Annotated in this window: 19 protein-coding genes and 1 pseudogene; 9 read left to right on the plus strand and 11 right to left on the minus strand. The window is 76.9% G+C overall.

Annotated elements, in window-relative coordinates:
- Positions 1-7: 7 nt before the first annotated feature.
- From OG553_RS01060 to OG553_RS01070, 3 genes are all read right to left on the minus strand, one after another.
- A complete protein-coding gene (locus OG553_RS01060; RefSeq protein ID WP_405977100.1) occupies positions 8-1,627 on the minus strand; it encodes an alpha/beta hydrolase in 1,620 nt (539 codons plus the stop codon).
- 281 nt (positions 1,628-1,908) lie between these two features.
- Positions 1,909-3,054, minus strand: a complete 1,146-nt coding sequence (locus OG553_RS01065) for an RNA polymerase sigma factor (RefSeq protein WP_405982914.1) — start codon at positions 3,052-3,054, stop codon at positions 1,909-1,911.
- A 26-nt stretch (positions 3,055-3,080) separates the two neighbouring features.
- Complete coding sequence (locus tag OG553_RS01070) at positions 3,081-3,488, minus strand: YciI family protein (RefSeq protein ID WP_362471447.1); 408 nt, start codon at positions 3,486-3,488, stop codon at positions 3,081-3,083.
- Between the two features lie 145 nt (positions 3,489-3,633).
- Between OG553_RS01070 and OG553_RS01075 the strand changes: the two genes are divergently transcribed.
- Positions 3,634-4,260: a hypothetical protein gene (locus OG553_RS01075; RefSeq protein WP_405977101.1), complete on the plus strand. Its 627-nt coding sequence runs from the start codon at positions 3,634-3,636 to the stop codon at positions 4,258-4,260.
- Here OG553_RS01075 and OG553_RS01080 read toward each other — a convergent pair.
- Entirely contained in the window at positions 4,257-5,513 is a 1,257-nt protein-coding gene (locus OG553_RS01080) for a cytochrome P450 (RefSeq protein ID WP_405977102.1), read from the minus strand. The genes OG553_RS01075 and OG553_RS01080 overlap by 4 nt on opposite strands.
- A gap of 21 nt (positions 5,514-5,534) precedes the next feature.
- Complete coding sequence (locus tag OG553_RS01085; protein WP_405982915.1) at positions 5,535-6,059, minus strand: DoxX family protein; 525 nt, start codon at positions 6,057-6,059, stop codon at positions 5,535-5,537.
- A gap of 184 nt (positions 6,060-6,243) precedes the next feature.
- Between OG553_RS01085 and OG553_RS01090 the strand changes: the two genes are divergently transcribed.
- On the plus strand, positions 6,244-6,819 hold the full coding sequence (locus OG553_RS01090) for a hypothetical protein (protein ID WP_405977103.1): 576 nt from the start codon (positions 6,244-6,246) through the stop codon (positions 6,817-6,819).
- 167 nt (positions 6,820-6,986) lie between these two features.
- Here OG553_RS01090 and OG553_RS01095 read toward each other — a convergent pair whose 3' ends face one another.
- Genes OG553_RS01095 through OG553_RS01105 form a run of 3 tightly spaced genes read right to left on the minus strand, consistent with a single transcriptional unit; the run spans position 6,987 to position 10,547 of the window.
- Positions 6,987-9,098 (minus strand): hypothetical protein, encoded by a 2,112-nt coding sequence (locus OG553_RS01095; RefSeq protein ID WP_405977104.1) that lies wholly within the window; start codon positions 9,096-9,098, stop codon positions 6,987-6,989.
- Between the two features lie 10 nt (positions 9,099-9,108).
- Entirely contained in the window at positions 9,109-10,104 is a 996-nt protein-coding gene (locus OG553_RS01100; RefSeq protein ID WP_405977105.1) for a hypothetical protein, read from the minus strand.
- Complete coding sequence (locus OG553_RS01105) at positions 10,101-10,547, minus strand: hypothetical protein (protein ID WP_405977106.1); 447 nt, start codon at positions 10,545-10,547, stop codon at positions 10,101-10,103. The genes OG553_RS01100 and OG553_RS01105 overlap by 4 nt, the downstream gene beginning before the upstream one ends.
- 210 nt (positions 10,548-10,757) lie before the next feature.
- On the opposite strand from OG553_RS01105, the gene OG553_RS01110 reads away from it, so the two are divergent.
- Together OG553_RS01110 and OG553_RS01115 are read left to right on the plus strand one after the other, a co-directional pair.
- Positions 10,758-12,005: an SUKH-4 family immunity protein gene (locus OG553_RS01110; RefSeq protein ID WP_405977107.1), complete on the plus strand. Its 1,248-nt coding sequence runs from the start codon at positions 10,758-10,760 to the stop codon at positions 12,003-12,005.
- Positions 12,006-12,143: 138 nt separating this feature from the next.
- Positions 12,144-12,716 (plus strand): annotated as a pseudogene (locus OG553_RS01115) (phosphatase PAP2 family protein); the annotation flags it as partial.
- 93 nt (positions 12,717-12,809) lie between these two features.
- On the opposite strand, the gene OG553_RS01120 reads toward OG553_RS01115, so the two are convergent.
- From OG553_RS01120 to helR, 3 genes are all read right to left on the minus strand, one after another.
- On the minus strand, positions 12,810-13,505 hold the full coding sequence (locus OG553_RS01120) for a response regulator (protein ID WP_405977108.1): 696 nt from the start codon (positions 13,503-13,505) through the stop codon (positions 12,810-12,812).
- Positions 13,502-14,983, minus strand: a complete 1,482-nt coding sequence (locus OG553_RS01125) for a histidine kinase (protein WP_405977109.1) — start codon at positions 14,981-14,983, stop codon at positions 13,502-13,504. Before OG553_RS01125 ends, OG553_RS01120 begins: the two co-directional genes overlap by 4 nt.
- 111 nt (positions 14,984-15,094) lie before the next feature.
- Positions 15,095-17,272, minus strand: coding sequence for an RNA polymerase recycling motor ATPase HelR (gene helR, locus OG553_RS01130; protein WP_405977110.1), 2,178 nt, complete (start codon positions 17,270-17,272; stop codon positions 15,095-15,097).
- Positions 17,273-17,790: 518 nt separating this feature from the next.
- Here helR and OG553_RS01135 point away from each other — a divergent pair.
- The 5 genes from OG553_RS01135 (at position 17,791) to OG553_RS01155 (ending at position 26,204) form a co-directional block, all read left to right on the plus strand.
- Positions 17,791-17,988 (plus strand): thiazolylpeptide-type bacteriocin, encoded by a 198-nt coding sequence (locus OG553_RS01135; RefSeq protein ID WP_405977111.1) that lies wholly within the window; start codon positions 17,791-17,793, stop codon positions 17,986-17,988.
- A 102-nt stretch (positions 17,989-18,090) separates the two neighbouring features.
- Positions 18,091-20,763 carry a hypothetical protein gene (locus OG553_RS01140; RefSeq protein ID WP_405977112.1) on the plus strand — a complete coding sequence of 891 codons (2,673 nt, stop codon included), beginning with the start codon at positions 18,091-18,093 and terminating at the stop codon, positions 20,761-20,763.
- Entirely contained in the window at positions 20,760-22,538 is a 1,779-nt protein-coding gene (locus tag OG553_RS01145; RefSeq protein ID WP_405977113.1) for a hypothetical protein, read from the plus strand. Before OG553_RS01140 ends, OG553_RS01145 begins: the two co-directional genes overlap by 4 nt.
- Entirely contained in the window at positions 22,535-24,460 is a 1,926-nt protein-coding gene (locus OG553_RS01150) for a TOMM precursor leader peptide-binding protein (protein WP_405977114.1), read from the plus strand. The genes OG553_RS01145 and OG553_RS01150 overlap by 4 nt, the downstream gene beginning before the upstream one ends.
- A gap of 10 nt (positions 24,461-24,470) precedes the next feature.
- Positions 24,471-26,204: a lantibiotic dehydratase C-terminal domain-containing protein gene (locus OG553_RS01155; RefSeq protein WP_405977115.1), complete on the plus strand. Its 1,734-nt coding sequence runs from the start codon at positions 24,471-24,473 to the stop codon at positions 26,202-26,204.
- The last annotated feature ends 18 nt before the right edge of the window (positions 26,205-26,222 follow it).

The following is a 26,222-nucleotide window of genomic DNA, read 5'->3' on the forward strand; positions in this document are numbered from 1 at the left end:
CCGGTGCTCAGCGCAGGGCGGGGATCACGTCGCGCGTCTCGTCGACCTCCACGGCCGCGGTACGGCGGCCCAGCGCCTCCGGGGGCGCCTCGTCCGCGCAGACGGTGCCCCGGGCGGGCAGCGCCAGGGTGGCGAGGTACTTCGTGGCCAGGTCACTGACGCACGCGCTGCGGTTGTACGCGGTGTGCCCCTCCGCGTCGAAGGTCAGCAGGCGGCCGTTCTCCAGCGTCCGGGCGAGCGCCACGGCGTCCTGGTAGGGGGTGTCGGGGTCACCCGTCGTACCGAGGACCAGGATCGGGGCGGACCCGGCCGCCCGGTAGGAGCCCTCGAAGCGGCTCGGGCGCTCCGTCCGCCACTGGGCGCAGGTGGTGGCGTGGTTGTGGTCGTAGGTGGGCGGCCCGAAGCCGATCGCGGGGCCCAGCAGCGGCGCGGAGGCCGCCTCCGCGGTGACCAGGGCGCCCAGGAGCAGGGGGCTCTTCGGGTAGACGCGGTCGGCGCACTCCACGGCCAGGTTGACGTTGAGGAAGTCGAAGGAGCCGGGCGAGGGCGGGTTGAGCAGGAAGGTGGACTGGCGGGCCTGCGCCGCCCGCAGGGCCTGGCCCAGGTAGGGCCAGATCTCCTTGCCCGAGTTGATGTTGAACATCAGGCGGTAGGCGAGGGTGTAGCCGGTCGCCGGGCGGCCGCTCGCGGTGATCACCGGGTCGGCGTCCAGCGTCCGCTTGAGCTCCTCGAAGGCCTCGCGGGGCCGGCCGTCGCCGAAGCCGCACGCGGCGGGTTCCCGCGCGCACCAGTCGAGGAACCGGCCCACTGCCCCGTCCAGGGCGGTGAACTGCGCGGCGTCGTAGGCGTAGGGCAGGTCGGCGTAGGTGCGGGGGTCGTAGGCGCCGTCCAGGACCATGGCGCGGACGCGGCGGGGGAACTGCGCGGCGTAGACGGTGCCGACGTAGCTGCCGAAGGAGCGGCCGTAGAAGGTCAGCTGCTCCTCGCCGAGGGCCTGGCGGAGCAGGTCGATGTCCTTGGCGTTGGAGCCGGTGCCGATGTACGGGGCCAGGTCCGCGGCGCGCTCGCGGCAGGCGGTGGCGAAGTCGAGGCCCTGGCGGACCGCTTCGCGCAGGGCCCCGGGGCCGGGCACGCCGCGTGCGGCGTCGACGGCGGCGGAGTACTCCTTGTCGTTCCAGCACTCCACCTGCCCGCTGCGCCCCACGCCCCGCATGTCGTAGCCCACGACGTCGAAGGCGTCGCGGAGGGAGGCGGGCAGGTTCTCGTAGCTGTTGCGGGCGAAGTCCACGCCCGAGTTGCCGGGTCCGCCGGGGTGCAGCAGCAGGACGCCGGTGCGGTGGGCCCGGTCGGGGGCGAGCCGCCGGGTGACGGCGAGCGGGATCGTGCGCCCGGCCGGATCGCGGTAGTCCAGCGGTACGCGGGCGGTCGCGCACTCGAACGCGTCCCCGGGCGCGGCGCCCTCGCAGGGGCCCCAGGACAGGACGGGCACGGGGACGGGGGGCGCGGCCGGGGACGCCGCCGTCGCGGCGACCGGGGCGGCCCCGAGGAGGGCGGTGACCGCGGTCAGCACGAGGGTTATCCCCCACACCACTCGTTTGCGCGGCCCATCGGTCGAACGGTTCTGCATACGGCGGACTCCCTCGGTGACGGGATGGACGGGTCGGACGGAACGGACGCCGTCGAACGGCGGGGCGCACACGATCGGGGGGCTCGTGCGCGGCGCTCGGTCGAGCGGCGTGGTCAGGTTCGCACCTCCCGGCCCGCCCGGACAGGAGGTCGATGGTGCCTACACATCCGGAGCTGCGCGCTCCTGCGCCGCCGTCCGGGGAGGGTTCCCCGGCGGGGGGCGTCGGTCCCGGTCCGGGGGCGGAAAGCACCCGTGCGCGGTACGCCGGGGCCGGGGGCCCCTCAGCGGCGGCCCCGGGTGTTGAGGCGGGCGGCCTGGCGGGTCAGGTGGTCCCGTTCCGCCAGGTTGGGGGCCTTGCGGGCCGCCTCCGCGTACAGGCGGGCCGCCGTCGCGGGGTCGCCGTCGCGTTCGTGGAGGTACGCGGCCACCGCCGTGTGGCGCGGCAGCGTGTCGTCCAGCGCCGCGAGCGCCGCCAGGCCCGCGCGCGGCCCGTCCGCCTCGCCGACGGCCACCGCCCGGTTGAGCCGGACGACCGGACTGTCCGTCAGGCGTACGAGTTCGTCGTACCACTCGACGATCTGCGTCCAGTCGGTCTCGTCGGCGGCCTGCGCGTCCGCGTGGAGGGCGGCGATGGCTGCCTGCGCCTGGAACTCCCCCAGGCGGTCGCGGGCGAGGGCCGCCCGCAGGATCCCGATGCCCTCGGCGATCGCCCGCGTGTCCCAGAGTCCGCGGTCCTGTTCGGCGAGCGGCACCAGGCTTCCGTCGGGCGCGGTCCGGGCGGCCCGCCGGGCGTGGTGCAGCAGTATGAGGGCGAGCAGACCCGCCGCCTCCGGGTGGTCGATCGCGGCCGCGAGCTGCCGGGTGAGCCGGATGGCCTCGGCGGCGAGGTCGACGTCCCCGGAGTAGCCCTCGTTGAAGACCAGGTAGAGGACGCGCAGCACCGTGGCGACGTCGCCCGGCCGGTCGAGGCGTACGCCCGAGACGGTGCGCTTGGCCCGGCTGATCCGCTGCGCCATCGTCGCCTCGGGCACCAGGTAGGCGCGGGCGATCTGGCGGGTGGTGAGGCCGCCGACGGCGCGCAGGGTGAGGGCGACCGCGGACGACGGCGTCAGCGACGGGTGGGCGCACAGGAAGTAGAGCCGGAGCGTGTCGTCGGCGGCGGGGGCCGGGCCGGGCTCCGGTTCCCGGTCGACGAGGTCCTCGCGCCGGCGGCGGGCGGTGTCGGCGCGGGTGGCGTCGAGGAACCGCCGCCAGGCCACGGTGACCAGCCAGCCCCCGGGGTCGCGCGGGGGTTCGGCCGGCCAGACGCGGACCGCCTCGACCAGTGCGTCCTGTACGGCGTCCTCGGCCGCCGCGAAGTCGGCTCCGCGGCGGACGAGGACGGCGAGCACGCCGGGGGTGAGGCTCCTGAGCAGGGCCTCGTCGATACCGGACGCCCCGGGCATCGGGGAGGTCACTCCGTGATGGTGGGCGGCTCGGTCAGGAAGGGGCGCAGTTCGAGCCACTCGTGGATCGGCTCGCCGCCCGCGCCGGGGGCGGCGGACAGTTCGCCGGCCAGCTCGACGGCGCGTTCGTAGCTGTCGACGTCGATCACCATCCAGCCGGCGATGAGGTCCTTCGTCTCGGCGAAGGGGCCGTCGGTGACCGGGGGGCGCCCCTCCCCGTCGTACCGGACGAAGGTCCCCTCGGGGGCGAGCGCCTGGCCGTCGACGAACTCGCCGGTCTTCTCCAGCCGGGCCGCGAAGTCGTTCATGTACTGGATGTGGGCCGAGATCTCCTCGGGCGTCCACCGGTCCATGGGCACGTCGTTGACCGCCGCCGGGGCGCCGCGGTAGTGCTTGAGCAGCAGGTACTTGGCCATGATGGCTCTCCTCCGTGGTACTGGTGCGACCCCTTCCGGTCGCGTTCATACAGGAGACGGAGCCGGCCCGGGGTTCTCGACATCACCGCCCGGGATTTTTTCGCCGAATGCCGCGCCGAGGCGTCACGGTCTAGGATCACCGGCCGTGGGGGCTGACATCGACGGGGTGATCGAGGCGCGCGGGCCGGACGGCAGCTGGGAGACCGCGGCGGACCTGCTGCGCTTCGGGCTCGGGCGCGAGCGCCACGCCTGGGAGTGCCTGTTCGGTTTCGGCGGGGGCCTCGGTGTGGACCGGCCGCTGTTCGACCGGCGGGGAGTGCCCGACGGCGCTTCGGACCCCGTCCCGCGGACCTGCGGGGAACTGCACCACGGCCACTCGTACGCCACCTGGGCGGAGATCGCGGCGGTCGACTGGGACGTGCCGCTCTGCGACGCCCCCGCCTGGTCCTGGCTCGCCGAGTGGCGTCCGGGCCCGCACGGCCGGCTCGTGCTGCACGACGTCGTGCGGACGCGGGACGAGGTCCTCGACGCGGCGGAGGAGGCGTTCGGCGAGGACCTGATGCCGCCGGAGTGGCCGCCGGCGCGGGTGTCCGCCTGGACGGCGTCGAGTACCGGCCGGTGGTCCTCACGCCCCGCATGTTCGTCCCGCCGGACGGCGACTGGGAACCCGTGTGGGCGGCGATGCGCGCGCTGGCGGCCGTGCACGGGGACCCGGACGTCCGCCTGGTCGTCTGGTTCGGCTGAGGCCGGCCCGGCGGAGGAGACCCCTTAGCCGGCCGGGGTGAAGGTGACCGGGAGGGTGAGGGGGCCGCGGAGGCCGCCGGGGCGCCAGGGGATCTCGTCCGGCCGGACGGCGAGGGCGAGGGCGGGGAGCCCGCGCAGGGCCGTGCCGATGGCGATCTCGCCCTCCAGGCGGGCCAGTGGGGCGCCCAGGCAGTAGTGGACGCCGTGCCCGAAGGCCAGGTGGGCGTTGTCCCGGCGGGTGACGTCCAGGCGGTCGGGGTCGGGGAAGCGGACCGGGTCCCGGTCGGCGATGGCGGAGGCGATGAGTACGGTCGAACCGCGCGGGATCCGCACGCCGGCGATCTCGACGTCCTCGCGGGCGAACCGCGCGATACCGGGGCTGACCGGCCCGTCGTAGCGCAGGAACTCCTCGACCGCCCCCGGCAGCAGCCCGGGATCGGAGCGCAGCAGGGCGAGCTGGGCGGGGTGGGCGAGGAGCGTCGCGAGGCCGCCGGCGATCAGGTTGACCGTGGTGATGTAGCCGGCGGCCAGCAGCAGGAAGACCATGGCGATCAGCTCGTCCTCGGTCAGCCGCCGCTCCTCGTCCCGGGCCGTGACCAGGGCGCTGAGCAGGTCGTCGCCGGGGTGTGCCCGCTTGTCCCTGATGAGACCGGTGACGTAGCCGCGCATGTGCTGCCAGGCCTCGTTGACGACGGCGGGGTCCGGCGGCTCCGCGCCGCGGGTGACCAGGCGGTCGGTCCAGTGCTGGAAGTCGTGGCGGTCGTCCACCGGCACGCCGAGCAGCTCGCTGATGACGGTGACGGGCAGCGGGAGCGCGAAGTCGGCGACGAGGTCGGCGCGGCCGGCCGGGGTGACCGCGTCGAGCAGCCGGTCGGTGACGGCCTGGACGCGGGGCCGCATCCCCGCCACCCGGTGGGCGGTGAACGCCTTGGAGACCAGGCGGCGCAGCCGGGTGTGGTCGGGCGGATCGCTGCGGAGCATGTTGCCGAGCATCGCCTCGCGTTCCGTGTCGGGCAGCTGCCGCAGCAGGCGGGTGTCGGTCGCGTCGCGCACGTCGCTGCCGAGGCGGGGGTCCGACAGGGCTTCCAGGGCGTCTTCGTAGCGGGTGACGAGCCAGGCGTCCAGGCCGCCCGCGATGACCGCGCGGTGGACGGGGGCCTCTTCGCGCAGGTGCCGGAAGAGGGGGAACGGGTCGGCGACGAAGGCCGGGTCGGTGTACGGCAGCAGGACGGGCCGCTCGCCCGTGCCGGGGACGGGGTCCGTGCCGGAGGGGGTCGTCACCCGGCCATGATGCCCGGCGGATCAGTCGCGCAGCAGGAGCGGCACGGCCGCGAGTACGACCGCCAGGGCGAGGGCGGCGAGGCCGTGGGCCGGCCGGTGGGCGCGCAGGACCGGCAGGAAGCGGTCCAGGGCGAAGCGGCCGGGGCCGGCCAGGGCCAGGGTGACGGCGGCGGCGACGATCAGCGACTCGAACTCGACGCCCTCCGGGCCGAACACGGAGCGGGCCCATTTGACGGCGATGGCGTTGGTCATGACGCCGACGACGGCCGCGGCGGCCAGCGGGGTGAACAGGCCGAGGATCAGGCCGAGCCCGCCGAGGGTCTCGGTCAGGCCGGCGACCGCCGCCATGGTCTCGCCCGCCGGGTAGCCGGCCTTGGCGAAGAACACGCCGGTGCCCTTGAGGCCGGGTCCGTCGAACCATCCGAACAGCTTCTGGGTCCCGTGGACGGCCATGATCACGCCGAGTACGACGCGCAGCACGGGCAGGCCGATGTCGGCGGGGGTGGTCGCGGGGTGACGGGTCGCGGGCGAGAGGATCGCGGCCATCGTGGCGCCTTCCGTCGGCGGGGCGGGCAGTGCCGGGCCGGGCACGTCCGCCATGGAAGCACGTACCGCCCGGGCGGCGGGGGCGGGGCGCGCTGGACGGGCCCGACCGGGTCCGAATGCCATCCCCGGGCCGTCCGGACACCCGCCCCGCGGACCCTCGGCGGCCCTCCGCTACCTTGACCGGATGCACAGACGCAGCAGGCCGCAGCCGTACCGCCGGGCCGGACGGACGCTTCCGGGAAGGGCGGGGTGGGCGTCGGCCGCCGTGGCGCTGATCGGGGTGCTGACGGGCTGTTCGGACGCGCCGGGCGAGGCGGAGGTCCGCTACGCCTCGGACTACGGCGGCCACGAGCCGCTGGCCGTGCTCGGGTACCCGTCGACGGGCACGCTGCGGACCGCGCAGGAGGTCGTGTGGCGTACGGCCGACGGGAACGCGGGGGAACTGGCGGCGCTCGCGGCGCCGGACACCGCGCGCGACGCCGTCGCGGCGACCGCGCGGAACTGGGTCTCGGCCTTCGGCGAGGGTGCCCGGGGGAAGGTGACCGCGGAGTTCTACGACGAGGGCTCCAAGCGGCAGAGCGTCGTCCTGTACTTCCACGCGACCGGCCAGGTCAAGCAGATCGACATCCGCACGGGCATGGGCGGCGAGGACCGCGACTGGTACGTGTACATGGACCAGCCGGAACCCGCCGCCGCCACGGCCGTCCCGTCGTGGATCCCGAAGACGCCGGGCGCGCTCGGTTCCCGGTCGGTGCCCTAGGGGACGAAGTGGCGCCGTCCGCCCGGAGGGCGGGCCCCGCGGGGTCCGGTGCGTGCTCTCGGCCTGCCGGGCGGAAGCCCGCGTACTGGACGTACTCGCTCTTTCACCCGGTGCGGCGGGAGTGCGTGCCGGGCGCCGCGGGGCAGGCGCGACTTCGCGGACGCCCCCTAGCCCGTGCCGGGCCGCCGCGGGTGGCGGAGGTCGGGGAGGCCGGAGGGGTTGCGCGTGCTCGCCTCGGTCGCCTCCGACACCAGAAGCGCTTCCAGCAGCCTCTCCTGCGGCGTCCCCCGGCCGGTCGCGCGGCGCAGGCACAGCGAGAGGATGGCCAGGCTCCGTTCCTGGGCGGGCCGTTCGGGCGAACCCTCGGGGAGCAGCGTGACGAGTTCCCCCTGGATCTCGACCACCCGCCGCAGGACGGCGGTGTCGCGCAGTTCCAGGAAGCCGCCGTAGAGCGCGGCGGCCACTTCCTGGCGGAGCCTGATCCGCCAGCCCAGCGACACGTGCGGGAACGAGGGGGCGGCCAGTACGCCCTCGGCCGCTGCCCTCAGCCCGGCGAACCGCTCCGCCGTGGGGCGCCCCGCGAACGCCCGTTCCGCCTTCTCCATCCGTGCCACGGCGGGGTCCAGGTCCGCTTCGGCGCGGCGGCGGGCGGGCTCGCGCGGGGTGGCGGGCGGATCGGGCCGCAGGGTGTCCGGCCACGGCTTGGCCTCGAAGTTGTGCAGCACCCGCATGACGTCCCGGAGCATCGCGCGGGAGGTGTAGAAGTCCTCGGGGTCGGTGACCAGGCGGAAGCGGACCTTGTCGGACCGCTCGACCAGCTCCCGCGCGGCGCGTTCGGCGGTGACGGTGGCGGTCGGGACGATGAGCACGGGCGAGGAGCTCTCGGGCCGCAGCATCAGGTAGGCCACGCCGTCGAGTTCGGAGTGCGCCACCGTCATCGTGACCGGTCCTCCTTCCTCGTCGAGGCCGAGGACCGGCAGCTCGACGAGGAGGGCCTGGTGCGGGGTCCGGTGCTGGAAGAGGATGACGCGGCGCCGCGCGGCGAGCCCGCGGTCGCCGAGCCGCACTCCGGAGAGGTCTCCGCCGTCGCGCGTGCACAGGGTCGTGCCCTCGTCGAGTTCGCCGAGCCACTCGTGGAGCCAGGCCGGTGACAGCCGGCAGGCCCGCTGGTCCTGCCAGGGCGAGACGAACCACAGGGCGGTGTCGCCCTCGTTCAGCCACAACGGTTCCCGGCCGACGGGCTCCACCCCCGGCACCGGGGTGGGGAGCGCGTTGTGCAGCACCTCGACGAGGGGGTAGCCGTGGAGTTCGTCGGTCGGGGGGTCGATGTCGATCGGGCCGTGGGTGGAGGTGGTCCGGGTGAGGACCACCGACAGCAGGGGCGGGTGCAGGCCGGGCATGCTGAGCACCGGTACGGCCCACACGCCGGCGAGCAGGTCCCGGTCGTCCTGCGGCAGTGTGGTGTCGGAGACGAGCGGCCCGATCACGTTCGCCACGAGTCCGTCCAGCCACTGGGGGGTCGGCAGGGCGGCGGGGAACGGGCCGTAGCCGAGGGGTTCTCCGTCGAGGCGTACGTGTGCGAGCAGGCGGGCGGTCTCCTCGGGTCCGCCGTGGGACGCGCGGCACAGGGCCTCGTCGGACTGCTTCTCCAGGGCGCGGCACAGGGCGGGGAAGCGGCGGTCCGGCCGGTTGCCGGGGAGGCGGAACCACTGCTCGGCCGGTTTCGGCCGGTGGAGCCGCTGCGGCTGCCACGCCTCCAGGACGGGCACGGCGAGTGCGAGCGTGCCGAGGTGGAGGGCGAGTTGCTCCCGGGCCTCCGGGGGCAGGTCGCGGGTGCGCAGCCACTCCAGGGCGTCGGCGGCGTCGAGGTAGGGCTGGGGGTGCCGGGCCCGGTAGGCCGCCATGCCGGCGGGCTCGACGTCCAGGGAGGGGAGGAACGTCGCCACCGCCTCCTGGGTGAAGCGGGACGCCTGGACGGTGAGCGCGAGCAGCCGCGCGCACCGGTCGCGCAGCGGTCCCGGCCGCCAGGGGTCCATGGCGGAGGGGCTCAGCACGAGCTGGGTCCAGCCCAGTTGGGTCGCTCTGAGCAGGACGTCGTGCGTGGTCTCGTGCGCGAGGATCTCCGGGAGCGAATGGCCGTCGGTGATCCGGTCGATGCTGACGAGGATGCGGCCGCCGCGGCAGAGTCCCGCCCAGTCGAGGCTGAAGTCGAGGGAGCGCGCGGCGGATTCCGTACGGGTGCGGGACCGGGGGTGGGACCGGGAGCGGGGCTGGGACATGGCGGGCCTTTCAGCGGGAGCCGTCCTCGCCCGGTGCGGCGGCGGGCGGTGCGGCGGACGGCGGGACCGGCTCGTGCCCGTGCTCGTACGGGAGGGCGGTGAGCGGCACGCCCTGCGCCCAGAACCGGGTGAGCCGGCGGTTCAGGGACCGCTCGGTGTCGGACTCCGGGGGCAGGGGCAGGTGCAGGGCGGTCAGGAGGTCGAAACGGTGCAGGTCGAACGCGGCCGTCAGGGCCTCGGCGTAGCCGCGGGCCGCTGCCACGGCCGCGCGGTAGGCCACCCAGGCCGGCAGCAGGAAGGCGGCCGGGCTCGCCCGCCACCAGCCGTCGCCGCCGAGGACCACGGGGACGCTCAGCAGGCCGGTGGCGCCCGCCGTCACGCACAGCCGGCACGCCAGGTCGAGCTGGTCGCGCCGGTCGTCGACGACGGCCCGGAGCCGGTCGCCGAGCAGGGGGTAGAGCCGGGGCCACCACACCACCGCGTCCGCCCCGTACGCGGCGCCCGCCGTCGCCTCGCCGGCGCGCAGGGTGTTGCCGAGCGCGGTCGGCAGCAGGGGTACCGGGGGTGGCGGGAAGCTCCGCGCCAGCTGCCAACCGGCCGTCAGGATCCGCTGCCGTTCGGCTTCGGTGGGGTGGGCGGTGGCGGCCTCGGCGGCCCGGGCCAGGCGGTCCCGGGTGCGTTCCTGGACCTTGACGGCGCCCCGGGCGGCGGCGCGGGCCGGGCGCGGCCAGTACCCCTCCAGCAGCTGGACGAGCGGGGCCTGGAGGGGGTGCAGGAGGACGGCGACGAGCAGTGCCCCCAGGGCCAGGGCGGCGAGGACGGCGCCGGACAGGCCGTGCAGGCGGGCGAGCGCCCGGGACGGTTCGATGCCGCCGCCGGGCGCGCGGGCGGCGAGCAGGAACCCGAGGTAGGACAGGGCCGCGTACGTGGGCAGGTAGCCGACGAGCGCGAACCGTGAGGCGGTCAGCCGGGTCACGCCCGTCGCGAGCTGGGCGGGGGCGCTCACCGCCCGGCGGTCCCGTACGGTTCCAGCGGTACGTGGTGCGCCGGGCAGGCCGGCGGGACGTCCGGGTGGCGGGCGACGAGCACGGTGGCGTCGCCGTGCGGGCAGCGGAACTCCAGCAGCTCCCAGGAGACGGGCAGCCCGGGGAGGGTGGCGCCGTCGCCGGTGCCCAGGGCGAAGCCGCCCGCCGCGTCGTCCCGGCCCGCCCCGGCCGCGTCCTCCTCCTCGGCGCCGGCCTCCAGCAGGACGTCCTCGTCCCCGTCGGCGTCCACCCACCGGAACGCCTCGCCGCCGAGCGCGATGACCACGGCCCGTACCCCGGCGGGCGCCGTGCCGAGGAGGCCCCGTGCGATGTCGGCGTCGCCTTCCCGAAGTTCGCCGGGGAACCCGCCCCGGCGGACCCACACCATCACGTCGCCGGCCTGCTCCTCGCGGACGGTCCTCATGCGTTCCCCTTCCCCCTTCGGCCGGTGGCGGCCGGTACGAAGACCACATGATGCAGGCGGGGGCCGGAGCGTGTCCGGCCGTTGGCACCACTGCCGCGGATCCGGTGGGGGCGGTGGCCGCGGGGCGGCGACCGGTTCGTACGGACGCCCGGAATCCGGCTGTCCGTACGGGCCGACGGGGCTGTCGGTGGGGGGTGGCAGCATGGGGTCATGGCTCTTGACGATCTTGACGAACTGTTCGCGTCCCCCGCCGGGCTGCTGGCGGCCGGACCCGGCGCCCTCGGTGAACTGCCCGCCACGGGCGGGGGCGTGGGGCGCGAGGCCTTCGGGCAGGCGGTCTCGGTGCTGGACGGTGCCGAGGTGTCGCGGGCGGAGTTCGCGTCGTGGCTGCACTTCGGGGCGCGGGTGCTGGGCCACGAGGCGTACGCCGGACTGGTCGCCGGGGCCGCGCCGGACATGCCGTGGCGGACCGTGTGGACCTGGTGGCGGCCGGTCGGTGTCTACCGGGCCCAGCCGAACCTGTCCGGCGGCGGGCACGTCGAGGTCCACGAAGCGCCCGACGGCCGGGCGCTGTTGAAGCTCGAGGCGATGTGGACGGGCGAGCGCTGGTTCGACCCGGCCACCGGGGAGCAGGTCCCGGCCCCGGCCGGGGAGGAGTTCACCGAGCGGCCGTACGACGCCGTGCCCGGGACGGAGGAGTACGTCTTCTTCGACGACGAGGAGGGGCCGGTCCTCCACTGGCCGGAGGGCTGGGAGGAACCCGTACCGCTCGGCGGGAACCGGTTCGTGTTCGCCGATGAGCGCGGGATCGCGGTCGTCGAGCGGGGCGGCGGCCGGGCGGGCGCTCCGAACGGCGATGCCGCCGTGTGGGGAACGGACGGGCCCTGGTTCGCGGGGCCCTCGTCCGCCGGGGCCCCGCTCGACGCCGGCCGGCTGGCGGAGGCCTTCGGGGCGGACTGGGTCCTGCGCCTGGCGCCCGAGCGGCAGCCCGCGGCGCTGCTCCACTCCCCCGGCCGGCGGTTCATCGCGGAGGCGGGGCTGCCGCGGTGGTGGGCGGTGGGGGTGGCCTCGTTCTCGCTGACGTGGACCGAGGCGGGCGCGCACCAGGTCGAGCCCGGGGAGAACGGCCTGCTGCCGCTCGGCACCTTCGACCTGAGGTACGGCGACACCGGCCGGGTCTCCGTGCATCCGGAGACGGGCGCGGTGTGGATGGTCCGCAACGGCGGGGAACCGTTCCTCTTCGCCCGGGACGTGGAGACCTTCGTCCGGCTGCTGGAGGCCGTGTACCGCTTCATGGGCGCGTGCTGGAGCCCGTACCCCGGCGAGGACGGCAAGCGGGACTTCGTACGCGAGGCGGCCGCCCTGGAACCCTTCTCGGTCGACCCCTCCACCCCGGCCGGGGACGTCTGGGAGCACCTGTTCGCGGGCATCGTCGAGATCGGCGTCTGGGGGTTCTGAGCCCCGGCTCAGGGGCGGGCGGGCGTGACGCGGCTCCGGCGGTGCCGTCAACCCCGACGATCGTCGGGGGTGCGGGCAGCCGTTCGGCCGGGGTGCGCGGACCGGACGCTTCCTACCGTCGGGGGCATGGAATCGATCATGAGATGGGGTCGGGGGCGCCGCCTGCTGCTCTCGGTCGCCCCGGCCGCCGCGGGAGCGGCGGCCGTGGTGTGGCTGGCCCCCGGCGGAGCAGTGGGCAGGAACGCGCCGGTGCACGTCACCGGGGGCTGGTCGGCGGCCGGTTACCGGGCGCTGACCGGGAGCGTGGCGGACGGCCCGGCATGGGTGAGGGCCCTCGTGGGGCCGGCCAGTGAGGCCACCTTGCTGCTGCTCGGGGTGCTGCTGCTCTGGGCGGCCCGGAGCGCCTTGCGCCACCGGGAGGCCCGGGGCCTGGCCGGGGTCGCGGCGGCCGCCGCCGGGACCGCCCTCGCCTACGCGGCCAGTGAGGCCGTCAAGCTCCTCGTCGACGAGGAGCGTCCCTGCCGCGCCCTGACGGGGGTCCGGGCGCAGGCGGCGTGTCCCGAGCCGGGTGACTGGTCCTTCCCCAGCAACCACGCGACCCTGGCGGTCGCGCTGGCCGTGGGGGTGGTCCTCGTACGGCCCCGGCTGGCCGCCCTGGCGCTGCCGGTGGGCGCGGCGGCCGCCCTGCTGCGGGTGGCCGCCGGGGTGCACTACCCGCACGACGTCCTCGCGGGCGCGGCGCTCGGCGCGGCGGCCGCGGTGTCCGTACGGCTCCTCGTACTGCCGTACGCCGTGCGGGCGGTGTCAGCCCTGCCCGTCCTCCGGGCGGCCGGACGGCACCGGGAGCACACCGGCCTCGTGCGCGACCACCGCCGCCGCGGCCCGGTTGTCGACGCCCAGGCGCGCGAGGATCGAGCTGACGTGGGCCTTCACCGAGCCCTCGGCCAGCCCCAGGCGCCGCGCGATCCGGCCGTTGGAGAACCCGCTGCCGAGGTACCCGAGCACCTCCCGCTCACGGCCGGTGAGGGCTTCGACCTTGGCCCGCGCCGTGGAGCGGCGGCCGGCGCCGGCTCCCGCGCCTCCCTCCGCCAGATGGGCGACGACCCGGGCCGCGACCTTCGGTGACAGGTAGGCGGCGCCGTCGGCGACGGCCCGGACGCCGGCGATCAGTTCCTCCGGTTCCCCGGACTTGATCAGGAAGCCGGCGGCGCCCTCGCCCAGGGCCCGCAGGATGTACTCGTCCTCGCCGAAGGTCGTCAGCATCACGACTCCCGTCCCGGGAACGGTCCTGCGTATCTCGGCGGCGGCTTCCAGGCCGCCGGTTCCGGGCATCCGGATGTCGAGGACGGCCACGTGCGGGCGGTGGGACTGGACGAGCTCCACCGCCCGGCGGCCGTCGGCGGCCTCCGCGACCACGGTGATGCCCGGGTCGGTGGCGAGGACCGCGCGGACTCCCGCGCGGACCATGGGTTCGTCGTCGGCGATCAGGATCCGGATCATCGGACGTCCTTCCCGGTGTATTCGTCGGTGGAGACCAGGTGCCCGGCCCGGAAGCAGAGGCGGTAGACGTCCCCCGAGCGGTCGTCGAACGGGTCGCCGGTCTGTACGTAGAACTCGCAGACCGCGTCGCGCGGTTCGGGCGTGGGAGCCGCCGGGCGGCGGGTCGTCTGGCGTTCGGGCAGGTACCGCGCGACCTCGGCGCGCGGCTGGCCCGTGTACAGGCGGGCGTAGTCGGCGGGCGCGAGGACGGACTGCCGTGCGGTGGCGGTGTCCCACGCGCGCACCCCGCCGATCAGCAGGGCGCAGGTGCACAGCGGTACGAGCACGGCCGCGGCGGCGGTACGGCCCAGCCGGCGGCGGGCCGTCCGGTGCTCGGGGGGCAGTGCGCCGGCCGTGCGGCCGGGCGGCGGGGGCTGCACGGTCCCGGGGTGGTGCGGGACGGTGGCGCGTACGGCGAAGCCGCCGCCTTCGGGGCCGCAGGTGAAGGTGCCGCCCGCCAGCCGGACGCGTTCGTCCAGGCCGATGAGGCCGAAGCGGTGCTCCTCCCCGCCCTCCGGGGCCCCGGCCGCCGGCTCGGGCCGGGAGGTCCGGTCCCGGGGCCCGGGGACTCCGGGCCCCGGCCGGTCGGTCACGCTGACCTCGGTGCGGTCACCGGTGTGCCGGACGAGGACGGTCGCGCGGTGCCCGGGGGCGTGTTTGGCGACGTTCGTCAGGGCCTCCTGGACGACCCGGTGCACGGCCCGCCCGACGGCGGTGGGCGTCGCGGTGCCTGCCGGTCCGGTGCCGGCCGGTACGCCCTCCACGGCCAGTTCCACGTCCAGACCAGCGGCGGCGGCCCGGTCCACCAGGCCCTCGACCTCGGCGAGTCCGGCGGCCGGGCCGGACCCCGGCGCGGGCTCCGACGGCTCGCGCAGCACTCCGATCACCTCTCCGAGGCGGTCCACGGCGGCGCCCGCCATGGCCCGGATGGCCTGGGCGGCGGCCCGGTGCTCGTCCGGCAGCCCGGGGGCGAGTTTCAGCGCACCCGCCGACAGGGCGATGAGGCTGAGGTCGTGGCCGAGGAGGTCGTGCATGTCCTGCGCCATGCGGGTCCGTTCGCGCAGCCGGGCCTGTTCGGCGACCAGCCGCTGTTCCCGCTCCAGCCGCTCGGCCCGCTCCCACCCGGCCCGTACGAGTTCGCGGGACTGGCGCAGGAAGCGGCCCGCGAACCAGGGCAGCATCGCCGCCACGAGGAGCAGGCCGACGAACCGGCTCGCCCACCCCAGCCAGGCCGGTACGAGGAGTACGCAGACCACGGCGGCGGCGAGGACCGCCGCCAGGGCCGCCGCCGTGGTGCGGGCGCGACCCGGCCGCAGGCCGGCGAGGAAGGCGCAGACCGCCGCCGGCAGGCCCCACCACAGGGTGGTCACGCCCGTGCCGGCGCCCGCCACCGCCCCGGCGAACAGGCCGGCGGACAGCACCGGGACGGGTATCCGCATCCGCATTCGTCCCGGTGCCGGCACCGGCGTCGCCCGGCACTTCATGATCGTTCTTCTCACGGGCGCGACCCTACGCAACCGGGCCGGGCCCGCGGCACCGCCGAAAGTCCACTACCGCCCGTCGGTGCCGGTGAGTACCACGAGGCGCTGGGTCGCCCGGGTCATCGCCACGTAGCGGTCGACCGCGCCCGCCACGCCCGTGCCGAACTCCTGCGGGTCGACGAGGACGACCAGGTCGAACTCCAGCCCCTTCGACAGCCGCGGGGTCAGCGACCGGACGCGGGGCGTGGCGCGGAAGGCGGGGTCGCCGATGACGCAGGCGATGCCCTCCGGGTGCGCGGAGAGCCAGGCGTCGAGGATCCCGTCCCGTTCGGCGGCGGAGCCGTGGACGACCGGGATGCCGCTGCTGCGGACGGAGGCCGGCACGTTGGCGTCCGGGAGGGCGGCCCGGATGACCGGTTCGGCTTCGGCCATGACCTCTTGCGGGGTGCGGTAGTTGACGCTCAGGGAGGCCATGGTGATCCGGTCGAGCCCGATCCGTTCGAGCCGTTCCCGCCAGGACTCCGTGAACCCGTCCCTGGCCTGCGCCCGGTCCCCGACGATGGTGAAGCTGCGGGAGGGGCAGCGCAGCAGCAGCATCTGCCATTCGGCGTCGGTCAGTTCCTGGGCCTCGTCCACGACGATGTGCGCGAACGGACCGGCGAGCAGGTCGCGGTCGACGGCGGACAGGGCCGTGTCGTCGATCAGGCTGTCCTGGAGGTCCCTGCCGCGCAGCATCGTCACCGCGCCCTCGCCGTCGGCGTCGGCCGCGAGCACGCTGTCGATGACCGAGGCCATCCGCTCGCGTTCGGCGGCGACGGAGGCCTCGTGCCGGCGCTTGCGCAGGGAGGCCCCCGAGTCGCCGAGCCGGTGCCGGGCCGCGTCCAGCAGGGGCAGGTCGGCGACGGTCCAGCGTTCGGCGTCCTCGCGCTGGAGCGCGCGCACCTCCTCGCGGCCGAGCCAGGGGGCGCACTTGCGCAGGTAGGCGGGGACCGTCCACAGGTCGGCGATCAGCTCGGTGGCCTCGATCACCGGCCACGCGCGGTCGAGGGCGGTGACCAGCTCGCGGTTCTGCCGCAGCGACCTGTTCAGCAGTTCGGGCGAGAGGTCGTCCTCGTCCCCGTCGCCCTCGTCGTGGTGCTTGTCCAGCAGGATCGCGACCAGTTCGTCCCAGATCTGCTCGCGGGCCTCGTTGTGCGGGGTGCCGGGCTCGACCGCCTCGAACGCCGTCGCCCAGTCGTCGGCGGTCAGCCGGACGTCGGCCCAGTGGGTGCTGACCGTCATCCCCGCGGCGGGCGGCTCCTCGTAGAACGCGACGGCCGCGTCGACGGCCTTCACCAGGGCCGCGGACGCCTTCAGGCGGGCCGCCTCCGGGTCGGTCTCGGGCACCGCCGCGGCGCCCTCGGCGACGAGGTCCCGGACGGTGCAGGTCTGCACGCCCTCCTCGCCGAGGCTCGGCAGCACGTCGGAGACGTAGGACAGGTAGGGGCGGTGCGGGCCGACGAAGAGCACGCCGCCCCGGCGGTGGCCCAGGCGGGGGTCCGCGTAGAGGAGGTGGGCGGTGCGGTGCAGGGCGACCACGGTCTTCCCGGTGCCGGGACCGCCGTCGACGACGAGGGCGCCGCGGGATCCCGCCCGGATGATGGCGTCCTGGTCCGCCTGGATGGTGCCGAGCACGTCCCGCATGCGGGAGGAGCGGTTGCCCGCGAGGCTCGCGATGAAGGCCGACTGGTCGTCGAGCGCGGCGTGCCCCTGCAGCCCGTCGACGGTGAACACCTCGTCCCAGTAGTCGCCGATCCGGCCGCTGGTCCAGCGGTACCTGCGGCGGCTCACCAGGCCCATCGGGTTGGCGTGGGTGGCCGCGAAGAAGGGTTCGGCGGCCGGGGAGCGCCAGTCGACGAGCAGTCGGCGGCCCGTGCTGTCGGTGAGGCCGAACCGGCCGACGTAGAGGGGTTCGGGGTCGTCGGCGAGGACGATGTGGCCGAGGCACAGGTCCAGGCCGAAGCGGCGCAGCCCGCGCAGCCGGGCGGTCAGCCGGTGGATCTCCGCGTCCCGGTCCATCGCCTCCCGGCCGATGCCGCCGGGTGCCCTGCGGGCGGCGTCGAGCCGCTCGGACACCTCGGCGATCGTCTCCTCCAGGCTCGCCGCGACGGCGGCGAAGTGCCGCTCGTCCCCGGCGACCAGCTCCGGGTCCGCCTTGGCGGAGAGGTGGTCGGGAAGGTCGAACACGCTGGTGGTCAGCGGGTGCACTGGTGCGGCTCCGATCCGGGGTCGTCCACGACCCGTGTACTGCGGTGGTTTTGGCTCAGGCCGGTGATTCTGCGGGAGGACGGGGGTCTTGCCGCAAGCCCCCCGGTGCGTTATAACTTGAGAGTGGCAAGGAGTGGTTTCACCTCCTTGCCTCTTCTGTTTTCGGCCCTCGCCGCTGCCGGCCTCTGCCGCCGTTGCCACGAATCCCGCAGATCCCTTGCGTGCGTACGCGCGCCTCCTTCCGTCGGCCGTAGGCCGTAGGCCGTCGCCCGTAGGCGGCGGCTTTCGGCCGGATCGGCCAGAGGTCGACGGTGGGCGGGGCGCCGCCGGCCGACCGGGGCCGTTCGGGGGCCCGTTGTGCTGCCTTTCGGTCAACCTCCGCGCCTTCACGTGGAGTTACCCCGCGATGTCGAAAAGTGTCCGCTGCGCCCGGATCGCCCCGGGAGCTAGCGTTGCGACCGCTCGTCCGCAACAAAGATCCGGCCATCACAAGTCGTCCCACATCCTTGGGAGTTCTCATGGCAGATTTCGACGCGGCCACGTCCTTCGAGGCCCACGAACTGGACCTCGGCGGGATCACCGTCACCGCGATGCGCGACACCGCGGGGGTTTCGGCCTTCGCCGCCGGCTCGTCCACCTCCGGGTGCGGCATCCCCACCGCCACCGCCTGCCAGTGCGTCACGCAGCAGCCGCAGACGGTTCCCGGCGTGATCTGACAGTGCCCCGCCGACGCCCGTTCCGGCGCCCGTGGCCGGGCCCGGAACGGGCGGTCCGCTCCCCGCCCCCGACCAGGCCGAGCCGGAAGGACCCGGGACGCCATGACCTCCCCCGCCCCCGCCGTGCGCACCTCCTCGTACGCGCTGGTCCGCGCGACCACGCTCACCCATCCCGCGCAGTCGCCGCAGGCGGCCGCCTTCCGTGCCGCGTCCGGGGAACTGGCGCGGCTGGAGGGCGTACTGGCCCGGCTGACGCCCGCACTGACCGACGCCCTGTACGCGAGCCGGGGCGGCCATCCCGACGCCTTCCACCGGGAGGTGGTGCTGCCGCTGCGCCGGGCCCTGCACAACGGCCGGGAACCCCGGCCCGCGCTCCTCGGATCGCTCGGCGACCTGCCCGGCCGGGTCCCGGCGCTGCGGGAGTGGCTGGAGCTGCGCGAGCGGCTCGCCGCCCTGCGGGCCCGGCTCCGCGCCCCGGCCGCGGCCGCGCTGGCCGCCGAGCGCCGCGCCCTCGCCGCACAGTGCCGCGAGCCGGCCCTCGCCCTCGCCGCCTCGGCGACCAGCGCGGAGCTGCTGGCCGCCGTCGAACGCGCCGGGGCGGGGGCGGCCGGGCGCCGCGCCCGCAAGGAGGAACCCGGGGTGCTGCGGCACGCCGTGCGCGCCGCCACCCGCAGCAGCCCCGTGTCCTGGTACACCGCCGTCGGCTGGGGCCCGCTCCCGGCCGGCCCCGGCTCCCCGGGGCCGGGCGTCCCCGACTGGGGGGAGGGCGACCTGCCGGGCCCGGTCGGCAACCGGGTGCGCGTCGGCCGGGGCCTGGTCACCGCACTGTGCGAGGCGCTGCTCGCCGACCCCGCCCGGCGGGCCCGGCTCCCGCACCGGATGGCGAGCGCGGCCCGTACGGCGCGGGGGCGGGCCGCCTTCGCCCGGAGCCGGGGCCTCGCCGCCGTCGGCCGCTTCGCCGTACCCGGGCAGGACGAGGTCGAGGTCGCCGCGACCGCGCCCCTGGAACGGGTGGCCGAGCTGTGCCGCACTCCCGCGACGCCCGCGCTGCTGGCTGCGGCGCTCGCGGCTCCGGGGGACCGGGCGGCCGCCGTGGCGTACCTGGAGCAGCTCGTGGACGCCGGCCTGCTGGTCCCCGTACCGCCCGTCGGGCCGCAGGAGCCCGACCCGCTCGGGCGGCTGGCCGCCTGGCTGCGCACCGGAGGCGAAGCCGCCCTGGCCGCCCGCGTCGACGAAGTCGCCGACGCCACGGGGAAGTTCGCGGCGGCCGAACCCCGGGAGCGCACCGTGCTGCTCGCGCTGCTGCGCGAGCGCTGGACGGCTCTGCTGGCCTCGGCCGGGCGGCCGCTGCCCGCCGGGGACCCGGTGCCGCCCGTGCTGGCGGAGGACGTGGTGGCCCGGCGGCCGGTGGACGCCGACGGGCTCCTGACCGCCGAGGACCACGAGGCGCTGCGCGAGGTCGCCGCCCTGGCCGAGCTGTACGACCTCGGGCACCTGGTGCGCCGGTCCCTGCGCGACCGCTTCGTGGCCCGCTACGGGCGGGGCGGGGTCTGCCACCCCGTCTGGGACTTCGGGCCCTCGACGGTCGCGGCCTGGGAGGACACCGTCCGCGACGCGCTCCTGCACCCCCGGGACGGCCTCGGCTCCCTGCCCGGCCGCGCGGCCGGACTCGTACGCCTGCGGGCCTCGTTCGAGGCGGCGGTGCGGGAGCGGGCCGCCGACCGGGAGGACCCGGACGCCGACGTGGTGCTGCCCGCGGAGCTGGTCGGGGAGTACGCGGCACGGCTGCCCGCCTGGGCGGCGACGCGCCCGCTGTCGTACGCGCACTTCCTCCAGCGGGACGCCCGGCGCGGGCTGCTCGCCCTCAACCACCTCTACGGCGGCTGGGGGCGGACCGGGAGCCGCTTCTTCGGCCTGCTCGGCCCGGACGCCGTCGCGGCCGTCACCCGGGAGGTCGCGCGGGCGGCCGGACCCGGCTCGCGGCCGGTGCAGTTCCGGCCCGTCCAGGGCTTCAACGCCAACCTGCAGCCCCGGTTCATGCCGGAGGAGATCATCTCGCAGGAGTACGCCCCGCACGCGCCGGACGGCGGCGGGGAGCGGGCCCCGCTGCGCGAGGAGGACGTGGAACTGTTCCACGACGAGACGGCCGACCAGGTGCGGCTGCGGCTGCGGGACACCGGCGAGCCGCTGGACGTCTTCTACCCTGGCCTGTTGGTGAGCGGCCTGCTGCCGGTGCGGGACGCCCCGCTGGTCCACGACCATCCGGAAGGCGTCGTCTCCTTCGCCTCCCTGGTGCCCCGGGTGGTCACCGAGGTGCCCGGCGGGCCGCTCGTGCGCACCCCCAGGCTGCGCCACCGGCACGTGGTGCTGCGGCGGCGCCGCTGGAAGCTCGCGCCCGGCACGGTCGGGGAGCTGCGTGCCGCACTGGCCGCCGACACGGCCGGCGGTGAGGTTCCCTTCGCCGCGGCCGCGCGCTGGCGGGCCCTGCTGGGCCTTCCCGACCAGGTGTTCCTGCACCCGCCGCTGGTGACGGCCGCGGAGGCGGCCGCGGCGCCGGAGGATCCCCGGTTCCGGCGGGCGCTGCCCAAGCCGCAGTTCGTCGACCTGGGCAACGCGCTGCACCTGCGCTGCCTCGGCAAGTGGCTCGCCCGCCATCCCGACGGGCTGGTGCTGGAGGAGGCGCTGCCCGCGCCCGGCGGACGGGAGGTCCCCGCGCGCGCCGTCGAGGTCGTGCTGGAGACCTACCGTGCGGGAACCGCCGGGGGTGCGTCATGACCGCCGCGCCGCCCGGCCCGTCCGCCGTGTCCGCGGAGGCCCGGGAGCCCGACGGCCTGGACTCCCTGCGGGGTTGGCGGCTGCGGCCGGGGGTCGCGGTGAGCACCCTCGACGGCGGGCTCCACCTGCGGGGCTGGGACGGCAGCGTCACCCTGGAGGGCAGTCCGGCGCTGCCGGCGCTGTGGCGGATGCTGGAGGAGGCGCTGCGGACGGACGGCGGCGCCGCGCGGCTCGCCGCCCGCGCCGGGGACCGTACGCCGCTGCGTGCCGCCCTGTGCGCCCTGATCGGACAGCTCCACGCGCACGGGATGCTGGTGGCCGACCCGGCCCCGCCGGACGGGGCCCCGGCGGCCGAGTGGCTGCTCACGGTCGCGAACCGGCCCGCCGAGGCGGCCGCCGCCCTCGCCGGGGCCCGGGTGGAGGTGCGGGCCGCCGATCCGGGCGGGCCCCTGGCCTCGGCGGCCGTACGTGCCCTGGCGCGCGCCGGGGTACCCGCGGTCCGGGCCCGGTCCGGCGGCGGCCGGGAGCGGGTGCTGCTCCGGGCCACGCGCGGCGACGGCGCCGAGTGGGCGGTGGGCGCGGTCCTCGCCCCCGGCGGGGCGTTCGTCACCCCGGTCGCCGGTCCGGCGCGGGCCCTGGCGGACACGGCGGCGCTGGCCGGGCGCCTCGGGTTCGGCCGGGAGGCCGCCGGCCGGACCCCGCCGGGGCGGGCGCTGACCGCCCTGGTGGCGGGCGGGGCCGTGCAGCGGCTGCTGTGCGCGGTGGCGGGCCTGCCGGATCCGGGGTCCGAGGGCGCCGGGGGGCCCGGACCCGGGCGGACCCGGCCGCCCCTGGTGCTGCTGGCCGGTGAGGACCCGCCCTGGTCGGAGTACCGGCCCTGGCCCCAGGGTTCCCCGGAGCCGGCCGCGCCGCCCGGCACCCTCGCCGAGGCGCTGGCCGGGGTGGCCGCGCTGGGCGACGAGCGGCTCGGTGTGGTGGCGCCGCCGCTGACCGGGGCCCTGCCGCAGCTTCCGGTGGCGCTGGCAGGCTGTCCGGCGCCGGGCGGCGGGCTGCTGGTGGCCGGGGCCGCGCGGGCCGACCTGGCCCGGCTCGACGCGGTGTGCCGGGCCGCCGAACTGCGGTGCGGCGGTGCGGGTGTGGTGGTCGGGGCGGGGCCCGGGCACGCGCTGGGGCGGGCTCTGCGGCGGGCCGCGCTGCGGCTGCCCGCGCCGGGGGCCGGGGCCGCGCCCTGGGACCCGTACGCGGGCGGGCATCCGCAGGCCCGGCACTGGTGGGTCGCCCTGACGCGGCGGCTGGGGGTGCGGGCGGAGCTGAGCGTGACCCCGCTGGACGCGGACGGCACCGCCCACCGGGCCGCCGTCCGCGCCGACGGCCGCTGCGGGCCGCTGCTCGGGCGGGCGGTGGAGGCCACGCCCGGGGACGCGGCGGCCTTCGCGGTGCTGGCCGCGCTGGTCCGCGTGCAGGCGGGGGCGGCCGAACCGGCGGCCCGTCACGTCGTCGCGGCGGGCGGGGAGTCCTGCCCGCTCGCGGTGGCCGGGACGGTCCCTGCGCCGTGGGAGGACGCGAGCTGGTCCGCGGGCTGGTGGGCGGGGGTCGCGGGGCGCGAAGCCGGCCTGCACGCGGTCCTGCTGGAGCTGACCGGCCTGCGCGTACGGCCCTGGGAGCCCCGCGGGCCCGGTGGGCACGCCGTCCTCGCGGCGCTGCGCGGCTGCGGGTTCACCGTGCTCGGCGGCCGGGGCCGCGCGGGCACCGGCAGGGAAGGGGGACCGCGGTGAACGCCCCGGCGCGGCCGACCGCCGCCACACCGCTCGGGGCGGCCCTCGCCGCACTCGGGCTGACCGTCCTCGACGCGCGGGGCGCGCTGCGCGCCACGGAGGGGCGGGCCGTGGTGGTCCTGGACGACTGGTCCCTGGACACCGCCGCCGAGCTGTCGCGGCACGCGCTCCGCCATCCGGTGACGCTTGTCCCGGTACGCGGCGACGGCGCGCTGACCGTGGTCGGCCCGGTGCTGCGGCCCGGCGCGGTGGGCTGCCTCTCCTGCACGGAGTACCGCCGGCTGGCCACCATCGGCGGCCGCGTCCCCTGGCACAGCCCGGGGCTGCGGCTGGGCGGCCGGCCCTCCCCCGCGCTGGCGGACGCCGTCGCGGCGCTCGCCGCCGACCTGCTGGCGGAGCCCGCGCCGGTGCCGGGCGCCGGCACCCCGGTGCGGGTGGTGCACGGCGGCCGGGCCGGCTGGTCGGGCCACTCGTTCCGGCCGGTCGGCGGCTGCGAGGTCTGCCTGCCGCTGCCCGGCGACGAGCCCGTGGCGGCGGGGCCCCGCCGGACCGGGCTCCCGCTGCCGGACCCGGGGGTGCTGCGCGGGCCCAACGGCCGTACGGACCGGGCCGGTCTGCGCGCGGAGCTGTACGACGAGCGGTTCGGGCCGGTGCACCGGGTGGTCCGTACCGAGGACTCCGTACACAGCCTGACCAGCGCCTACGTCACCCTGGGCCGGGACGTGCCCGACGGCGGGTACGGCCGGTCCGGCGACTTCGACGGCAGCGAGCGGGTGGCCCTCTTCGAGGGCGTCGAGCGGCTCACCGGGATGCGTCCGCACGGCAGGCGGACCGTACTGCGCGCCCCCTACTCCGAGTTGGGCCCGGAGCGGGCATTGGACCCGGAGCGGCTGGGGCTGCCCGACCCGGCCCACCACGGCCATCCCGCGTCGCCGACCGTCCCGTACGCCCCGGACCTGGAGCTGGACTGGGTGCACGGCTGGTCGCTGACCCGCTCCCGCCCGGTCGCCGTGCCCGAGCACGTCGCGTACTGGGACCCGGCTCCGGGCCGGCCGCGCGTGGTCTACGAGTGCTCCAGCGGCTGCGGTCTCGGCAACAGTCCCGAAGAGGCCGCCCTGTACGGGCTGTTCGAGGTGGCGGAGCGGGACGCGTTCCTGATGGCCTGGTACGCGCGGACCCCGCTGCGCCGGATCGCGCTGCCGGGCGAGGACGCGGAGGTGCTGCACCTCGCCGACCGGGCGGAGCTGGCGGGCTACGGGCTCGCGCTGTTCGACGCGACGAACGACTTCGGCGTCCCGGCCGTCATCGCCGTCGCGCGGCACGCCGATCCCCGGTCGGCGGCGCCGCAGGTGTTCGTGGCGGCCGGGGCGCACCACGACCCGCGGGCCGCGATCCGCTCCGCCGTGGTGGAGGCGGTGACCAACGTGTTCAACGCCGCCCAGCGGCTGAGGGCGGAGCCCGAGGTCTGTGATCCGCGCAGGCTGCGGCCCATGCTGGAGCGGCCCGAGCTGGTCTTCACCCTGTCCGACCACACCGCCCTGTACGGCCTGCCGGAGGCCCGGCCGAGGCTGGACTTCCTGTACCGGGGCGACGACCGCCCGGCGCCGTGGCGGGAGGTCTGGCCGGGTGCGCCCGAGCCGGTCGCGGACCTGGCCGGGCTGCTGGACTCGACGGTGCGGCGGCTGGCGGGGGCCGGGCTGGAGGTGGTGGTGGTCGGGCAGGACGAGGCCGGGATCCGGAAGCGGCTCGGCCTGCACACGGCCAAGGCGGTGGTTCCGGGCGCCCTGCCGATGACCTTCGGGCACGTCAACCGGCGCACCCGGGGGCTGCCCAGGCTGCTGGAGGTCCCGTACCGGCTGGGCCGGGCCGACCGGCCGCCGCGCCACGACGAACTGGCCCTGCATCCGCATCCCTTTCCCTGAGGAGGCGTACGTGAGCACTGTTCCGCCGGGCTCCTGTCCGGTTCTGCACTGCCGTCCGCGGTCCGGGCCGGGGGCCGTCGACGGGTTCCTCGTGGAGGAGCTCGCGCCGCTGCTGGACGGGCTGGTCGCCGGGGGGCGGGCCGCCGGCTGGGACTTCGTGCGGCACGGGGAGGGCGGGCCGCACCTGCGGGTGCGGGTGCACGGCGGGCGCCCGGCCGATCTCGCCTCCGTGGCCGGGGCGCTGTCCGCGACGGCCGGGGTCCGCGAGGTGGCGGGCCCGCCGTGCGCCGGCGCGGGGTACGCGGCACTGGCCACCCGGACCGCGGTGGACTGCGTCGCCGGGACCCCGCGCGGCGGCCCGCGGCTGGCCGTCGCCGCCGACCTGGCGCACGCCACGGCCTGGGCCCTGGGGATGGACCGCCTCGCGGCGGCGCGCTGGCTGCGCGGGCTGGCGGTGGCCGGACGGCCGGGGCCGGGCTCGGGGCGGGCGCTGCCCGCGAGCACGGTGCACGCGCAGGTGACGGCCGTGTACGCGGAGCAGCGCGCGGGCCTGGCCGGCCGGGCGGCGGCCCTGCGCGGGGTCCTGGCCGCGGGCACGGCCACGGGACCGCTGGCGGCCTGGGCGGCGGGGGTACGCGCGTCCGAAGCCGGGGCCGGGGGCAGGACTTGTCCCGGGGCCGGGGCCAGGGCCGACGCCGAAGCCGGGACCGGAGCCGGTGGCCGGGACGAAGCCAGCAAAGCCGGGACCGAAGCCGGGTCCGGGGCTGGGGCCGACGCCCGGGCCGACGCCCGGACCGGGGCCGGGGCCGGGACCGGGGCCGGAGCCGGAGCCGGAGCCGGAGCCGGGGCCGGAGCCGGGGAGTGGGGTGTCGAGCTGCGGCTGCTGTGCAATCGGCTCGGGGTCGAGCCGGACGAGGAGCGGGCCGTGTACCGGCTGGCCGCGCACGCGCTGCTCGACACCGGCGAGCCGGCGGCGTACTTCCCCGAGGGTCACCTGGCGCCGGACTGGCGGTACCTGGAGCGGAGCAAGGTCCGGCCCGGCTGGGACCCCGGGGCCGCGCTCCGGCCGGCTCCCGCCGAGACGGCGGCGGAGGGCGAGGTGGTGGCGCTGCCCGGCGGGCCGGTGCCCGAGGTCTCGCTGCGGGCCGCCGTCACGGGCCGGACCAGCGTCCGCGCGGGGCTCACCGGCCCACTGGACGCCGGGGACCTGGGCACGCTGCTGTGGGGCGCGCACGCCGTCAGCCACACGACCGCTTCCGGCCCGCCCTTCGCGCACCGCCCGTACCCGAGCCCGGGCGGCCTGTACGCGGCGGGGGTCCGGCTGCTGGCGTTCGGCGTGGCGGGGCTGGCGCCGGGGGCGTACCAGTGCCTGCCGGGCCGGCGCGCGCTGCTGCGGGTCGGTGAGGCGCCCGCGCTCGGCGAGTTCAAGGAGGTGTCCGCGTACCTGTCGGCGGCGCCGGCGGATCCGGGGGCGGTGCTCGTGGACGGGGTCCCGGTGGTGCTCGGCCTGTACGTGGACCTCGGCAGGCTGCGGCAGCGCTACGGGCTGCGGGCGCTGCGGCTGGGGCTGCTGGAGGCCGGGCACCTGGCGCAGTCCCTGCTGCTGACGGCGTCTGCCCTGGGGCTGTGCGCGATGCCGCTGGGCGGTTTCCAGGACGACCTGGCCCACGAGCTGTTCGGCCTGGACGATCTGGACCGCCCCCTCCAGTACCTGCTCCCCCTGGGCCGGCCCGCCACCGGCTGAGCCGGGCGGGGCCGGGCG

It is taken from the genome of Streptomyces sp. NBC_00158 (genome assembly GCF_045160885.1).
Taxonomy (GTDB): domain Bacteria; phylum Actinomycetota; class Actinomycetes; order Streptomycetales; family Streptomycetaceae; genus Streptomyces.

Bases quoted from the DNA above. Each gene is read 5' to 3' on its own strand.
- OG553_RS01140 (WP_405977112.1), top strand. From the start codon at position 18,091: ATGACCTCCCCCGCCCCCGCCGTGCGCACCTCCTCGTACGCGCTGGTC.
- OG553_RS01125 (WP_405977109.1), bottom strand. From the start codon at position 14,983: ATGCGGATACCCGTCCCGGTGCTGTCCGCCGGCCTGTTCGCCGGGGCG.
- OG553_RS01145 (WP_405977113.1), top strand. From the start codon at position 20,760: ATGACCGCCGCGCCGCCCGGCCCGTCCGCCGTGTCCGCGGAGGCCCGG.
- OG553_RS01105 (WP_405977106.1), bottom strand. From the start codon at position 10,547: ATGAGGACCGTCCGCGAGGAGCAGGCCGGCGACGTGATGGTGTGGGTC.
- OG553_RS01120 (WP_405977108.1), bottom strand. From the start codon at position 13,505: ATGATCCGGATCCTGATCGCCGACGACGAACCCATGGTCCGCGCGGGA.
- OG553_RS01095 (WP_405977104.1), bottom strand. From the start codon at position 9,098: ATGTCCCAGCCCCGCTCCCGGTCCCACCCCCGGTCCCGCACCCGTACG.
- OG553_RS01060 (WP_405977100.1), bottom strand. From the start codon at position 1,627: ATGCAGAACCGTTCGACCGATGGGCCGCGCAAACGAGTGGTGTGGGGG.
- OG553_RS01090 (WP_405977103.1), top strand. From the start codon at position 6,244: ATGCACAGACGCAGCAGGCCGCAGCCGTACCGCCGGGCCGGACGGACG.
- OG553_RS01070 (WP_362471447.1), bottom strand. From the start codon at position 3,488: ATGGCCAAGTACCTGCTGCTCAAGCACTACCGCGGCGCCCCGGCGGCG.
- OG553_RS01085 (WP_405982915.1), bottom strand. From the start codon at position 6,059: ATGGCCGCGATCCTCTCGCCCGCGACCCGTCACCCCGCGACCACCCCC.
- OG553_RS01135 (WP_405977111.1), top strand. From the start codon at position 17,791: ATGGCAGATTTCGACGCGGCCACGTCCTTCGAGGCCCACGAACTGGAC.
- OG553_RS01110 (WP_405977107.1), top strand. From the start codon at position 10,758: ATGGCTCTTGACGATCTTGACGAACTGTTCGCGTCCCCCGCCGGGCTG.